Source organism: Vibrio tasmaniensis, from assembly GCF_024347635.1.
Lineage (GTDB): Bacteria > Pseudomonadota > Gammaproteobacteria > Enterobacterales > Vibrionaceae > Vibrio > Vibrio tasmaniensis.
Window position 1 is genome coordinate 2,207,599 of sequence record NZ_AP025510.1, and the last position, 13,227, is coordinate 2,220,825.

A 13,227-nucleotide genomic window follows, 5' to 3' on the forward strand; every position below is an offset into this window, starting at 1 on the left:
CTTTACCATGCCGGCGTTAGGAAACTCTTACAGTCTCCTATTAGGTGTCGTAACGTTCGCTTATGCGGAGCCATAACCAAAGATCGAAAACTGTAAGCAACGGCCTGTCTATTTTGCTGTAACCCTCGATAATAGTCTGCGTAGCCTTCTAGTATTCTCGCTTTTGCTATTTTAAAACTCGACGCTGGCAGGTTCCATCGTTGACTGTCATTTTGGTAACGTTGAAGAATGGATTCTATGGATTGCAAATTTGTCAGTTTAAGACTTTCAGTTTGGGTAACAGAACTCGCTCTCATCAAGTAGCCAACCTGCACAGAATTCAACACACCAATCTGATGGTTTTCACTCATTCGAAGCCACAGTTCCCAATCTTCTGCATATTTGATATCAGGATTAAAACTGTCTATTTTGGAAAATACATCCGCTTTCACCATCACCGTTGATGTTCCAATAACATTATTTTCAATGATGAACTCTAATGGGTTTTCTATATTGATAAACGCTTCATCTTGGTCTTGAAACTGCGACCAATAACTAAAGCAATCGACTATCACTTGGTAATCTTCAGTAAGATGCTCGTAGTTGGTAAAGCTCATTGCGAGATCTGGGTATCTTTGGTGAAATTCGAGCTGGCGTTCGATTTTTTCGGGGAACCAGAAGTCATCCGCATCTAAAAAAGCAATATATTCACCTGTTGCTTTCTCTATTCCAAGGTTTCTCGCTTGAGGCGCACCCACACCCAGAGTTGATAATTTAATGATGCGCTCATCATGTATCGATGCGAGATAAATCGACGTCCCATCATTACTGTTATCGTCAATAATGATTAATTCAATATCTTGATGGGTCTGCTTAAGTACACTGCCAATCGCCTTAGGTAAGTAATCCAAACAGTTGTAAGTAGGAATAATGACGCTGACTTTAGCCATAACATTTATCTCGCAAATTAAAAATCATAGAGGTACTTAGGCAGTTTCTGTGCCAACAGCCAAGCCCTATAAAATACAGGCATCTACATTCATATTCTCAAAATGACAGAGACTCATCACTCACAAAGAAAATTGATATTCCAATTTGACTGCCATTTTGAGAAAGCGAGAGAAACCCAAAAAACAATATCGATGCTATTGAGCGTGAGCGCCCATTCTATATAGGTTTTTTGCTTTGGTTCATATTTTGCAGTGATGGATGTAATTGGTTGGCGAGAGGAGAAGAAAATGAAAAAAGTAGCATTTGTGGCACCCACCTATCCGGTACTCAGTGAAACCTTTATCCAGACAGAGGTCGATTCCGTTAAAGCTTGTGGGCATGAAGTATGTGTCATGGCTTTCGAGGTGGAAGAGAGCGATAAAACCTTTGACTATGACATCATTAAAATTGGCAAGGATGTTCGGGCGGGTAAGATAACCAGTATCAACTGGCTAGGCTTTGTTAAGGCACTTTCGTTTGTTTCCAAGCAAAGCAGCATGCCGAAGAAATCACTGTTTGCCTATGGATTCAAACTGGCTCTGCAACTCGCCGAAAAAGACGTGAATCATGTTCATGCTCATTTTTGCCAACACACAGCGGCTCACGCTATCGTTGCTGCAAAGCTTTTAAACATTACCTGTTCGTTCGTCGCGCACGGTCACGATGTCTATGAATTCGCTTATGATATTGAACACAAGATATCTTCAAGCGACTTTGTTGTCGCTGTATGTGGGGACATGTTGCGAGACTTCAACGCCCTCGCAAAAGGCAACGTGAAACTGCTCCATTGCGGAGTGAATACTGAACAGTTCCCCATGCAACCTAAAGTCGAAGAGAAGCAGCTCCGTCTCGTTTTTCTTGGTCGTCTCGTCGAGCAAAAAGGCATTCATCATTTGATTGAAGCACTTGCGCCTATTGCCGAGCCACTCAACATTCATTTGGACATTGTCGGTACGGGAGATCTGGAAGATCAGCTAATCGAACAAGTGCAGCAGCAAAATTTGACTAGAAACGTCACCTTTTTAGGGGCTAAACCTCATGAATGGGTAAAACAACACCTCTCTCATTACGACAGTTTAGTGGCGCCCTTTTGCTTTTCTCAAACGGGATGTGTCGATACCGGACCGTTGGTTTTAAAAGAAGCAATGGCGGTGGGAACGCCGGTGATTACTACCAACATCATGGGCTGCAAGGAGATCGTCACTCCAGACACGGGTTATCTGGTCAATGAAAAGAACGTTGAAGAGCTTAGATACGCGATTGAAAGCTTTGCTCAGCTAAGCAGCAATGCAAAAGCAAGTATGGGATATAAAGCAAGGGCAAGAGTAGAACAGAGTTTCAACTCAATTAAACAGGCTCAGCAATTGTCGCGCTGGATAGAGAACCCTGCTTAACAAATCACGACGGGGCGTCTTACATTACTATCACTATCACTATCACTATCACTATCACCAACAAAAAGCCTTAGTCTTCGATCACTAAGGCTTTTTCAAATTTTAAATTAGCCGGCACGTAAAGCGAGTATTTCTGAAATATCGCTGGTTTCACTATATCGACTTAAGTCTTGTTCTTTAGAAGCAATAGCCACAATCGACATTCTATCGGCCAATTCATTACCTTCAATACCAACGTGACCATTCACATGATAGATAGTTATTTTTGAAGCCAGTTCTTGGTAGAGAGCATACGCAGGCTTAATAATATCGAGGTTTTTGATCTCGCCGCCCGACTTGGTCCAACACTTTTTCTCCCAACCCGTTGCCCACTTAGTAATACAATCAATTGAGTATTTTGAGTCACTATAAATCGCCACAGACTGACCCGCATTCAGTTTCTCTTTCGCGAGCATAAACGCTTGCTTCAAACCTTGTAGCTCTGCGGTATTGTTAGTACCCATTGGCTGATACAAGCCATACCACAATTCTGCTAACTGGTTATTTTGGTAAACCGCTAAACCCGTCCCTGCTTCACCTGGGTTTGGCTCACAACCGCCATCAGTAAAGATCTTGATATCAAAAGGCATATCAATGATTTGCTGTTGAGTAAGAGGCGGAACCTTCGCTTTAGTCACCTTACCTGAAGAGTTTGACTTAGCAGACGTAGAACCTGACTTCGCAAAAGCGGGCTTAGGTGTTGAGGACGATTTACCACCAAAAGCAGATTCAGCCTCGCCTAATGTTGGAAACGATTTATATCTCGCACCAGCAAAACCATCAACTTGCGATTTACATTCATTCCAAGTGGTAAAAATACCCGGTGTACGACCTTTCCAAACCACATAATACTTCTTAGCCAAACTAACTCCTTACCAGAACCTTAAAACACGATACCCACACCAAAATGGTTAAGCTGTGGGGGCGTCATTATGCCTGATTACGTTCGCAACACATAAGTCATTTTAGGACCCTCTATGTTCCTCAAGATCTTGCTTTAATTTGGACGTTAACTTTTGAATCTTAGGTATGACTTGCTGCATTACCGACTGAGTCATAATCATTGACTCTGTCGTCACAGTTGGCATCTTTTTCAGAATACTCTTACCATGTTCTGTTTTGTAGAAATCGATCATAGCCTCGACCTCAGCTTCAGTGAACTGCTCACTGTAGATAGTTACAATTGCCGGCTCTAGCTTTTTCCAACTCATCTCTTTTTTCATCAAGTCATTCATGCCTTGATAGTATTCATCAAAAATGCCTCGTTCTGAGTCTGAAACCTCTAGTTCTTTAGACATATCAGCCATCATGCTATCCATTTGAAGGTATACCGCGTCCAACGTGGAATCGACATCCATGATCTGAAGAAGCTCTTTTACTAACGCTTGCTTCGTGTCTTGTGCAGCTGACAATTGTAGCGGAACGAGTAGAAAGAAAATGGCGAGAAGCTTGTGCATTATTAAGTCCTTTGGGCGATTTTTATTAGAGAGAAGATTCCTTTGATTTATCACTAAGCGATTTTGAGGCTCAACATAAATCGCACATCAACCTTTTGTTTTAATTATGAATTAGCCTACTTATAATTCATAATTGAAATAGATTAAAGCATATGTAATCAAATGCATCTAATTTCAAACAACACCATTACGAAAATATACGAAGGACTTCACTAAAAGCAGCTCGTTTCAAAAGATGACTGTGTTCTAGACATACCAGGGCTTTTAAACTGAAAATTAATGGAAAAGAAACTCAGCTGCGACTAGGTTATAGAACAAAAACACACCCATACTGACGCCAATCGTAAGTAGCACATTGCCTGTTTTCCAAATCAGCAAACCAGTCACCACCGCGCCTATCAAGTATGGATTTTCAAGGCTTGGCCAAAATGTCTGCTCTGGTGCAAATACAATAGGCCCCCAAATAGCAGTGAGCACCGCGGGGCTTGAGTAACGTAATAGGCGACGCGTGGTTTGATTTAATCGAAGCGGGATTGCAGGCTCCAAAAACAGATACCGACTAAAGAAAACAATCGCAGTCATGAGTAATATCGTTAACCAAATCATACTGACTCCCCTTCACTAGCTTGTTTCTGACCATTATTACGTTCAACAAATGATTCACTAATGAAGCCCGCTAACATGCCAGCAATCGCAGCAATCATCAGCCCTCCTTCAATCTGATTGACCGCCATTGTCACAGAGGTCACCAATGACACCACGACACACACCACGGTAGGAAGTGTTCGAATCAAAGGAAAAACCAAAGCAATGAAAGTCGCGGCTACCGCGAAATCGAGGCCAATCTCGTTAAGTGATGGAATTTGACTACCTGCGACAATGCCCACAAAGCTCGCGATGTTCCAAACGAGGTAAAATCCGCCGCCCACGCCTGCGGCATACCAACGATTAAACTCTTGTTGGGATTGCCCACTGCAAATCGCGAACAGCTCGTCTGTAAGCCAAAAGCCAAGCAACAGACGCCAACGAGCTGGAAGATGACTGATTTTGTCACGCATCGATACGCTATACAGAAAGTGCCTAGACGTGATGAATAAGGTAGTCAGCAACATAGTGCCTAAACCAATGCCCGCCTTGAACATACCGGCTGCGACAAGTTGCGCTGAACCTGCAAACAAAATAGCCGACATGGCTTGCGCTTGAAGTTGATTCAATCCGGCATCTATCGCGTATGAGCCTGCTAGTATTCCCCAAGGGATAACCGCGATACTCAAAGGCATTGCTGCTAAAACGCCCTTCCATAACTGTGTTCGTCTATCCATTCTTTCACTATCCATATAATTCTGTTCTCTCTTCACATTGGCTAATCAATGTAAGAAGAGTTGAGTTGGTTCGATTGTACAAACTTGCTCAATGTTGTAGCCCTACTGATCGCATTTAGTCGCACCTAGTCACATTTAGCTGCACCTATCCGCATTTGTCCGCATTTGGCCTCGCGAGTTTAGAGCATCTTGATGTATTGCCCCGGCGTGTAGCCATTGGCCTTTTTGAAGTGCCGATGAAAATGGCTTTGATCATGGAAGCCACACTCTTGAGCGGTATCTGAAATAGTGTGCCCTTGTTTTAGTAACTTACGCGAAAGCCTGAGTCGAGACTGGATTTGATACGCATGCGGAGGAAGGCCAAACTCTTTCTGAAAAGAACGCACTAAATGAAACGGGCTCAAAGCCGCCAGTTTAGACAGCTCATCTAAAGACACATCGGCTTGTGGAAAATCATCTAAGAACTCTTTCACCAAGACAAGCTGTCGCTGAGCCTTCCCGTCGAGTTGAGGATTAAGCGGAGATTTACCATGTCGGCTAATCAGTTTAACCAACATCCCATACATCAAGGTTTCTCTTAACAAGCGATTTTCAGATTCATCAATCGTGTTGAAAACTAATCTGAGTTGATTGGCGAGTTCAGGATCTTCAACCACAGCTCTTGGGAAGTAAGGCGCGCCGTAATTCGGTAGGTTTAGTTCTTGCGTGATCTTGGCAAGTTGATCTGGAAGTGGATACATGGCTCGATACGCCCAACCACCTTCAGTGGCAGAGTGTCCGCTATGAACTTCGTCAGCGTTGACCAAAATGATTGCATCTTGAGGGGCGACATGATGCCCTCCCGTTCGATAGAAGCGCTGAGCACCCTGCTCAATCACACCGAGTGTGTAACCCTCATGGCTGTGACGTGAGAAATTCTGCTTTTCGTATTCTGCATTGAGGATTTCAAGACCACCGAGCTCTTCTGTGATCTTATATTCGGCTTTCTCTTTAGAACGCTTTTTGTTATCCATAACCATCCACAAGCCTGTTAATTATCGAGCGACTTATCAGTCTACTCTATAGGCTCTTTCAGCTTTTGTACAAAATTGCGCATTTAGCCGTTAATACGTTTTTTGGTCGTGGAATCAAACCGCTCGGTAGCACTTTCTAATTGCGAGCAAGATCTTGCTCTGTAAGTTATACCACTCAAACCTTCGCCAGTTTAATACGGCGCCACAATCTTCCATCGATGGCCGACAAGCCAATAGCGATCAACAACATGCCAATAAAATGAATGACCTCTAACGACTCATTGAGGAATAGAGAACCAAGCAAGATGGCGGAAACAGGCACTAACAAAGTAACGAGTAACACATTGGTCGCCCCTGCCAGTTCTAGAATTTTAAAGTACAGAATGTAAGCGACCGCTGTCGATAAAACGGCAAGCCCAACGATAGCTGCCCATGTATCTCCATTCATGGCTACAACATCAAGTGGACCATCCACCATTAACGCAACAGGGGTTAAAACCATCGTTGATGCTGTTACTTGCCCTGCCGCAGTAATAATTGGATTAATACCCATCGCTTTGAATCGACGACCATACACACCTGCAAAAGCGTATGACAAAGCAGCCGTGATGATCGCTAACTGAGCAATTAAACTGCCACCTCCGCTCAGTGCAGGCAGCCCTATCATCACAACCACACCAACAAAACCAATGCCGACACCCACGAGTTTTAGCGGTGTTACACGCTCATCAGGTAATAGTATTCCTGCCACCACAACCGCGAAGATCGGTGTCGCTGCGTTAAGGATCGATGCTAGTCCAGACGCGATTTGAGTTTGCCCCCATACGATAAGCGCGAACGGGACGACATTATTGAGTAAACCCATTCCTAAAAAAGCCCCCCAAACACGCAACTCTCTAGGCGGGCGAAGCCCTATCATCAAAGCAATAACCCACAAAGTGATGGCGGCAATTCCAACTCTGAGCGCGACTATGGTTAACGGAGGAAGATCAGTCACCACAACACCAACGAAGAAGAATGATCCCCCCCATAACATGGAAAGCAGAATCAGCATTGCCCACACTCGGGCATTCATTGATATATTGATAGTCGATGTCATGGCTTAGTTCACTCTCTAATAATTGGTATATGATCAATCTTAACAACCTACGGAAATGCAAAACATCCGATTTTTGCGTTATATCTATTTTGTTCAATCCAAGATCTATTTAACCTCAAGTGCTTATAATAAAATTAGTCAGCAAGAAACGGATGGAACCATCACCGAACATGCGGTTAGATAGTGATAGACCAGTAATTAAGTAGAGATTAAGCCATGCCAATGCCACCAGAACTCGAAATGAGAAAAGCGATAGCCGTCAGAGACAAGTCTTTCGACGGGCAATTTTTCTATGGTGTTATCACTACGGGTGTTTATTGCTTGCCATCGTGTTCTGCGAGGCCTGCAAAACCTGAGAACTTGAGGTTCTTTGAAAGCATTGAAATGGCGATGTTGGCAGGCTTCAGGCCATGCAAACGCTGCCACCCTTTTCCGGGAAACTCTCGAGTAGAAAAATTGGTAGAAGTTGCACGCCACATTGAAGCACACGCTGATGAGAAACTCACACTTTCTAGCTTAGGTGAAATTGCGGAATTATCTCCCTCACGATTACAAAGGCTGTTCAAAGAAGCATTCGGAGTGTCACCTAAAGCGTATCAAGATGCCGTTCGAATGCGTCACTTTAAGAGCTCTCTAAAACAAGGGGACGGCGTAACCGACGCCATCTACGCCTCTGGTTTTGGCTCAATCAGTCGTGTTTATGGAGAAGCAACTCGCAACATAGGTATGGCACCAAAAGCCTATCGAGCAGGAGGCGCTGGCGAAACGATCAATTATGCATGCCGCCAAACTTCACTCGGTTTCATGATGATGGCCGCGACCGATAAAGGCGTCTGTTTCGTGCAATTTGGTGACAATGAACAAACACTATTAGAGCAATTGCGTAGCGAGTTCCCAAAAGCCGAACTGACAATTTCTGCGTCACTAGATACGCCCGAGTTGGATTTCTGGATAGAAGCTCTCGATCAGCACATCAGTCAAGGCACCCCAAGACCTGATTTGCCACTCGATATTCGAGGAACTGCATTTCAGATTAAGGTATGGCAATTTTTATTGAGCATCAAAGAAGGCGATATTGTTAGCTACAGTGAAGTAGCTTGTGAGATCGACAAACCAAAAGCCGTTCGAGCGGTAGCATCAGCTTGTGGTAAAAACCGAATTGGCGTGCTGATACCTTGCCATCGCGTTCTGAGAAGTAATGGGGAGCTAGGTGGATACCGTTGGGGATTGGAACGTAAACGCGCGTTATTAGATAAAGAGCGATTAGTACAAGACAAGTAAGCGCTAGAGTAGCTAATCAATAGACTTAAAGACGTTATTTAAAACTACAATTAAAAAGCTTGTGTCTCGTCCTAAAATACGTTGACAGTTTTTCTACTAAGCCAACAGCGTCAGCTGTTGGCTTTTTTCATGCACCTCATTTGGAGTTTTCATCCTGAGACTAAGGTGCGGCCTCATGTTGTTATAGGTACTTATAGACTCTTTTACTAGTTGTTTAAGCTCTCCGAGGTTTTTACACTTATCAAGTAAGAACTCTTGTTTCAGGATTCCATTTATCCTCTCTGCCAAGGCATTTTGGTAGCAGTCATAACCATCTGTCATCGAAGGCATTATGCCGCTACTTTTCAACTTATCTTGATAAACACCTGAGCAATACTGCAGACCACGATCTGAATGATGGATACAAGGGCGATGATATCGACGCCCTTTGATAGCCATATCCAGCGCTTTCACGACATCCGTCGCTTTCATTTCATTGCTCAGCTCATAGCCCATTATTTTTCGACTAAACGCATCCGTAACCAATGATAGGTAGTGAACCCCTTCATCAGATTGAACATAGGTTATGTCGCTCACCAACACACTCTCCGGACTACATGGTTGGTAGTCCTTTAATAAATTCGGGTGTTTCTTCATCCAATGTCTACTATTGGTCGTTTTTGTAAAACTACGTTTAGGTCTTATCAATAATCGTTCATCGCGTAAGTAGTTGAAAAGCGCATCTCGACCTAACTTGATACCTTGTTCTTGTAGTTTGGGTTTAAGCAAAAAATAGAGCTTTCTAGTACCAACCCGAGGCATATAGCGCCTAATATCCAACACCATTTTTTTAATCGGTTTAAGCTCTAACTGACGATGATGAATTCGCTTCTCTCGTTGATAAACACTCTGCCTCGTTATACCGCATAGCTTACATATTCGAACTAAACTTATTCCTTCCTGTTTTTGAAGGCTTCTTGCTCCTTGGCTAGATACTTTTTTCTGAGACTGGTTCCGTGCTCAGCATCAAGAATATCAACCACTCTATTTAAAAAGAGATTCTTGATTTTTTCGTCTTCTAACTCTTTCTCAAGACGTTTTATTTTCTGTGCAGGTGATTCTTTAGGCTTAGGTGATTGGTGCATGGCATTCATCCTTGGATTTTGCGCCCAATCCATCTTACCGTGCTTTCGAAGCCAGGTTAAAACGGTTGAGCGGCCTTGGATACCATAAATGGTTTGGGCTTGTTTATATGTCATATCGCCTCTTTCTACAGCAGCGACAATCTGTAATTTAAAGCCTAGTGTGTAATCACGCTGAGTGCGCTTAACATAGGTACTATTTGAAGTAGTCATAATTCGTCCTCAATGTGTAAACACATTTCAGGACGGGACATTGAGATAGCAAAAAGCCGCTCATTGAGAGCGGCTTTTTTAATGGGTGGAAGCCCCAGCCACATCCCGGCACACACGTCGCCTGCTGCGGCTGCTCCCTTCCAGGCCTGACCGAGTTCACAAGTTAGTGTTGCGGGAGGACCAGAGCCTCCATAGATTCTTTTTCTAAGAGGCTTGCCTCAAAGAGTGATTGGATTATTAAGCATCGCAGCAACCATTGCAAGCCCTTCCACCCTATTTTTGAACAATTGCGTTCTAAGTGCTTATCCTTTATTCAACCCATTCGCAAATCGCAGGTAAATTCGCCATTTACCTGCAGTTGGAAGGTTTGATTACAGAAGAGCTAAATATCGATGTCTTCATTATCTTCGGTGCGAAGGATGTAGTCTGTCATCCAAGCGGTGCCCAACAAACATAACCACACCACAAAAACGGGACTAGGCACTTCGATACTTGGGGTTATCACCAAAGCGGCAAAACCAACTGTCGGCAATGTCCAGCACAGTAACTTATTCCAACGGAAGGTCTTCAAGCGAGTGAGGGTTTCCATCGATGCCATGATGCCTGTAACACACAAAGCAACCAAAGCGGCATAAGGTAAATCGGCCATCCATAATGGAAGTATTAAGCCTAATGACCACCAGCTGTGTCGACTGGCTGGTTTAAGATGATTAGCCGCCCACCAAATGACGATGATCGACAAGGTTTGCAGCGTGGTAACCCACGGAACGCCATCAAGCTTTCCTGCGGATTGCGTCACCATGATCCCGACTTGTAGCGTTGCGACGATCAAGCCAGAAATAATCACGACCGACAAACTGCTGCGTTTTGAAAAGACCACCATCAATAGGGGGAATAGTACCCACACACTGACAGAGAGCGTGATGGGTTGCAAAGGAAGGGTAAGACCGTAAGTGGTCATGGCAGCAAGCAAAGCTAAACCTGCGATCCCCCCCTGCGGTAGAATCCATAAAGCAGGAATGACCATTGCAAGTACTGGGATATCTCCCTCACTTAAACTGATTGCTCTCGCGCAGACAACCGCTAATAATGTGGTTATCAAGAACTGAAACGTTGAAAATACCATAGCCCTCTCCTTCTACCGATCCGTGGTACCATACCAATCGTAGTAATTAACTGGTCACCCTAGCTTGTTAAAAAACTCGATAACCTCGTTAGATTTTTTGATTGTAGAACAACTATTTATCGAAAAATCTGTCTTGTTCTCAAGCTTTTTCCCTGCGCTATTTTTGAACACTTACTTACTGTGATTGGTATTTATGAACTAGGAACATTTAGTATGGACCAATTTTTGCCCCAAATCTTTGCTGTGATTCACCAAATTCCATATGGGAAAGTAACAACTTATGGAGACATCGCACGTTTTTCAGGATTTCCGGGTTATGCGCGCCATGTGGGTAAAGCGCTGGGTAACCTACCAGAAGGTAGCAAACTGCCTTGGTTTCGGGTGATCAACAGTAAGGGCGAAATATCTTTGAAAGGTGATTCGTTTGATCGCCAGAAAAAGCATTTGCAAGAAGAAGGGATTGAAGTGAGTGACGCGGGAAAAGTTAAACTCAGAATATACAAATGGCAGCCCTAGAGCTGCCACTAATCGTCTAATTAGCGAGTCAACGAATCAACTAGCTAAGTCAAACTAATCAAGATGCCTTAATGATTGCATCTATCTTTAATTAACACCCACCAAGCGCAGGTCTGCTTGTTGCGTGTTTTCTACGTCAGTAATCACCGACTTAATTGTGTCAGTTGTGAAACGCAGTTTGCCGTCCACATGAATCGTTGCGCGCATGTTGTAACGGTGGTTAGCTTTAATCTTGTTGTTGTCGTAGCTCAGCTCGAATGCGAACGGTACTTGCTTACCGTCAGTAGTGAATTCTTGAGTCGCGATAACGGTCGATGGTGCGTCAGCCAGTGAAATATCTTCTAGCGTAACAGTCACTACGGCATTCTCTGGCAATGCAATTCTTTCGCGGTAGCTTACTGTTCCTGAAATCACTTGAGTGTTCTCTGCAACCACTTCCTGAGAAGCACTGGTTTCTGATGTTGCTTGGCAACCTACAAGTAGGCCAAACGATACTAAAGACGTAATAAGAATTAGAGCCTTTTTCATATTCAATTTCTCTCAACATGTTTGCCGGACTCGGCAAATCTACTCACCAATTATAAGAGAGCTTTCATATTCTGTCTCGAAACCCTATGATTTATTGACAGATATCTGACTAAGCTGAATGATTAACACCATAATCTGACACCTATTTTACCAAGAGGCATGCTGGCGATGAGTCAACCTTTAAATGAATTACTCAATTTACTTCAGCTAGAGAAACTAGAGGAAGGCCTGTTCCGCGGGCAAAGTGAGAACCTAGGTCTGCCACAGGTATACGGCGGTCAAGTATTAGGGCAAGCGCTTTCTGCTGCTCGTTACACTGTTCAAGACGACCGCAGTGTTCACTCGTTCCACAGTTATTTTCTATTTCCCGGCGATCCTGAAAAACCAATTATTTACGATGTTGAGAACCTAAGAGATGGACGCAGCTTTAGTACACGCCGCGTGAAAGCGATTCAAAATGGCCGCCCTATTTTCTATCTCACGGCTTCTTACCATGGTGATGCTCCAGGTTTTGAACATCAGAATGAAATGCCAAACATTCCCGGGCCAGAAAACTTTGCATCTGAAACTGAGCTAGCGAGTCACATTGCTGAGTTCTTACCAGAGAAACTACGTAAGACTTTCTGTGGCGAAAAGCCGATTGAGATGCGCCCGGTAACAATAGTGAACCCGCTTAACCCTAAGAAAGCCGACCCAAAACAGTACCTTTGGGTGAGAGCAAATGGCGCGATGCCAGACAACCAATTGATTCACCAATACCTACTTGCTTACGCATCCGATTGGGGGTTCTTGGTGACGGCATTACACCCTCATGAGGTTTCTATCATGACGCCAAACTTCCAAGTGGCGACGATTGACCACTCTATCTGGTTCCACCGCCCATTCAAGATGGATGAGTGGTTGCTTTATGCGATTGAAAGCCCGACCGCTGCGAACACTCGTGGCCTAGTGCGCGGCGAGATCTTTAATCAGAAAGGTGAGTTAGTAGCGACAGCCGTTCAAGAAGGTGTGATGCGTTTTACTAAATAGCGATCAAATAAATAGAGATCAAATAAATAGCAAAGAAACGCTTTTTATAAGCCCCAAATATTTACGAGAAAACAAAAAGAGAGGCTAGGTTTAATACCTAGCCTCTCTTTTTAATGATGC

The 13,227-nt window shown here is 43.8% G+C and carries 14 protein-coding genes and 1 other RNA gene; 4 read left to right on the forward strand and 11 right to left on the reverse strand.

The window, feature by feature from the left end:
• Positions 1 to 2 precede the first annotated feature (2 nt).
• On the reverse strand, positions 3 to 929 hold the full coding sequence (locus OCV44_RS09930; protein ID WP_139684444.1) for a glycosyltransferase family 2 protein: 927 nt from the start codon (positions 927 to 929) through the stop codon (positions 3 to 5).
• A 288-nt stretch (positions 930 to 1,217) separates the two neighbouring features.
• On the opposite strand from OCV44_RS09930, the gene OCV44_RS09935 reads away from it, so the two are divergent.
• Positions 1,218 to 2,363, forward strand: coding sequence for a glycosyltransferase (locus OCV44_RS09935; RefSeq protein WP_139684443.1), 1,146 nt, complete (start codon positions 1,218 to 1,220; stop codon positions 2,361 to 2,363).
• 107 nt (positions 2,364 to 2,470) lie between these two features.
• Here OCV44_RS09935 and OCV44_RS09940 read toward each other — a convergent pair whose 3' ends face one another.
• The 6 genes from OCV44_RS09940 to OCV44_RS09965 form a co-directional block, all read right to left on the reverse strand.
• A complete protein-coding gene (locus OCV44_RS09940; RefSeq protein WP_139684442.1) occupies positions 2,471 to 3,265 on the reverse strand; it encodes a ribonuclease H1 domain-containing protein in 795 nt (264 codons plus the stop codon).
• Between the two features lie 102 nt (positions 3,266 to 3,367).
• Positions 3,368 to 3,859, reverse strand: a complete 492-nt coding sequence (locus OCV44_RS09945) for a DUF2059 domain-containing protein (RefSeq protein WP_139684441.1) — start codon at positions 3,857 to 3,859, stop codon at positions 3,368 to 3,370.
• Between the two features lie 276 nt (positions 3,860 to 4,135).
• Positions 4,136 to 4,465 carry an AzlD domain-containing protein gene (locus OCV44_RS09950; RefSeq protein WP_139684440.1) on the reverse strand — a complete coding sequence of 110 codons (330 nt, stop codon included), beginning with the start codon at positions 4,463 to 4,465 and terminating at the stop codon, positions 4,136 to 4,138.
• Positions 4,462 to 5,196, reverse strand: a complete 735-nt coding sequence (locus OCV44_RS09955) for an AzlC family ABC transporter permease (RefSeq protein WP_139684439.1) — start codon at positions 5,194 to 5,196, stop codon at positions 4,462 to 4,464. Before OCV44_RS09955 ends, OCV44_RS09950 begins: the two co-directional genes overlap by 4 nt.
• A gap of 164 nt (positions 5,197 to 5,360) precedes the next feature.
• Positions 5,361 to 6,194 (reverse strand): AraC family transcriptional regulator, encoded by an 834-nt coding sequence (locus OCV44_RS09960; RefSeq protein WP_139684438.1) that lies wholly within the window; start codon positions 6,192 to 6,194, stop codon positions 5,361 to 5,363.
• A gap of 175 nt (positions 6,195 to 6,369) precedes the next feature.
• Entirely contained in the window at positions 6,370 to 7,293 is a 924-nt protein-coding gene (locus OCV44_RS09965; protein WP_139684437.1) for a DMT family transporter, read from the reverse strand.
• Between the two features lie 216 nt (positions 7,294 to 7,509).
• Here OCV44_RS09965 and OCV44_RS09970 point away from each other — a divergent pair, with 216 nt between their 5' ends.
• Positions 7,510 to 8,574 carry a bifunctional transcriptional activator/DNA repair enzyme AdaA gene (locus OCV44_RS09970; protein WP_139684436.1) on the forward strand — a complete coding sequence of 355 codons (1,065 nt, stop codon included), beginning with the start codon at positions 7,510 to 7,512 and terminating at the stop codon, positions 8,572 to 8,574.
• A gap of 96 nt (positions 8,575 to 8,670) precedes the next feature.
• On the opposite strand, the gene OCV44_RS09975 is transcribed toward OCV44_RS09970, so the two are convergent.
• From OCV44_RS09975 to OCV44_RS09985, 3 genes are all read right to left on the reverse strand, one after another.
• Positions 8,671 to 9,908 (reverse strand): IS3 family transposase gene (locus tag OCV44_RS09975; protein ID WP_139686333.1). Its coding sequence is split into 2 segments (ribosomal slippage): positions 8,671 to 9,536 and positions 9,536 to 9,908, totalling 1,239 coding nucleotides; the frame shifts between segments, so codons are not numbered across the junction.
• A gap of 89 nt (positions 9,909 to 9,997) precedes the next feature.
• Positions 9,998 to 10,094, reverse strand: an RNA gene (ffs, locus tag OCV44_RS09980) — signal recognition particle sRNA small type.
• Between the two features lie 196 nt (positions 10,095 to 10,290).
• Positions 10,291 to 11,034: a VP0952 family biofilm-associated protein gene (locus OCV44_RS09985; protein ID WP_009847251.1), complete on the reverse strand. Its 744-nt coding sequence runs from the start codon at positions 11,032 to 11,034 to the stop codon at positions 10,291 to 10,293.
• Positions 11,035 to 11,247: 213 nt separating this feature from the next.
• Here OCV44_RS09985 and OCV44_RS09990 point away from each other — a divergent pair, with 213 nt between their 5' ends.
• Positions 11,248 to 11,550: an MGMT family protein gene (locus tag OCV44_RS09990; protein ID WP_139686113.1), complete on the forward strand. Its 303-nt coding sequence runs from the start codon at positions 11,248 to 11,250 to the stop codon at positions 11,548 to 11,550.
• An 87-nt stretch (positions 11,551 to 11,637) separates the two neighbouring features.
• Here OCV44_RS09990 and OCV44_RS09995 read toward each other — a convergent pair whose 3' ends face one another.
• Entirely contained in the window at positions 11,638 to 12,078 is a 441-nt protein-coding gene (locus tag OCV44_RS09995; protein ID WP_139686112.1) for a YbaY family lipoprotein, read from the reverse strand.
• 168 nt (positions 12,079 to 12,246) lie between these two features.
• On the opposite strand from OCV44_RS09995, the gene tesB reads away from it, so the two are divergent.
• Positions 12,247 to 13,107, forward strand: a complete 861-nt coding sequence (gene tesB / locus OCV44_RS10000) for an acyl-CoA thioesterase II (protein ID WP_012604483.1) — start codon at positions 12,247 to 12,249, stop codon at positions 13,105 to 13,107.
• Positions 13,108 to 13,227: the final 120 nt, after the last annotated feature.

Coding starts and splice junctions, on each gene's coding strand:
- OCV44_RS09930 (WP_139684444.1), bottom strand. CDS start 929: ATGGCTAAAGTCAGCGTCATTATTCCTACTTACAACTGTTTGGATTAC.
- OCV44_RS09935 (WP_139684443.1), top strand. CDS start 1,218: ATGAAAAAAGTAGCATTTGTGGCACCCACCTATCCGGTACTCAGTGAA.
- OCV44_RS09945 (WP_139684441.1), bottom strand. CDS start 3,859: ATGCACAAGCTTCTCGCCATTTTCTTTCTACTCGTTCCGCTACAATTG.
- OCV44_RS09950 (WP_139684440.1), bottom strand. CDS start 4,465: ATGATTTGGTTAACGATATTACTCATGACTGCGATTGTTTTCTTTAGT.
- OCV44_RS09955 (WP_139684439.1), bottom strand. CDS start 5,196: ATGGATAGTGAAAGAATGGATAGACGAACACAGTTATGGAAGGGCGTT.
- OCV44_RS09960 (WP_139684438.1), bottom strand. CDS start 6,194: ATGGATAACAAAAAGCGTTCTAAAGAGAAAGCCGAATATAAGATCACA.
- OCV44_RS09965 (WP_139684437.1), bottom strand. CDS start 7,293: ATGACATCGACTATCAATATATCAATGAATGCCCGAGTGTGGGCAATG.
- OCV44_RS09970 (WP_139684436.1), top strand. CDS start 7,510: ATGCCAATGCCACCAGAACTCGAAATGAGAAAAGCGATAGCCGTCAGA.
- OCV44_RS09985 (WP_009847251.1), bottom strand. CDS start 11,034: ATGGTATTTTCAACGTTTCAGTTCTTGATAACCACATTATTAGCGGTT.
- OCV44_RS09990 (WP_139686113.1), top strand. CDS start 11,248: ATGGACCAATTTTTGCCCCAAATCTTTGCTGTGATTCACCAAATTCCA.
- OCV44_RS09995 (WP_139686112.1), bottom strand. CDS start 12,078: ATGAAAAAGGCTCTAATTCTTATTACGTCTTTAGTATCGTTTGGCCTA.
- tesB (WP_012604483.1), top strand. CDS start 12,247: ATGAGTCAACCTTTAAATGAATTACTCAATTTACTTCAGCTAGAGAAA.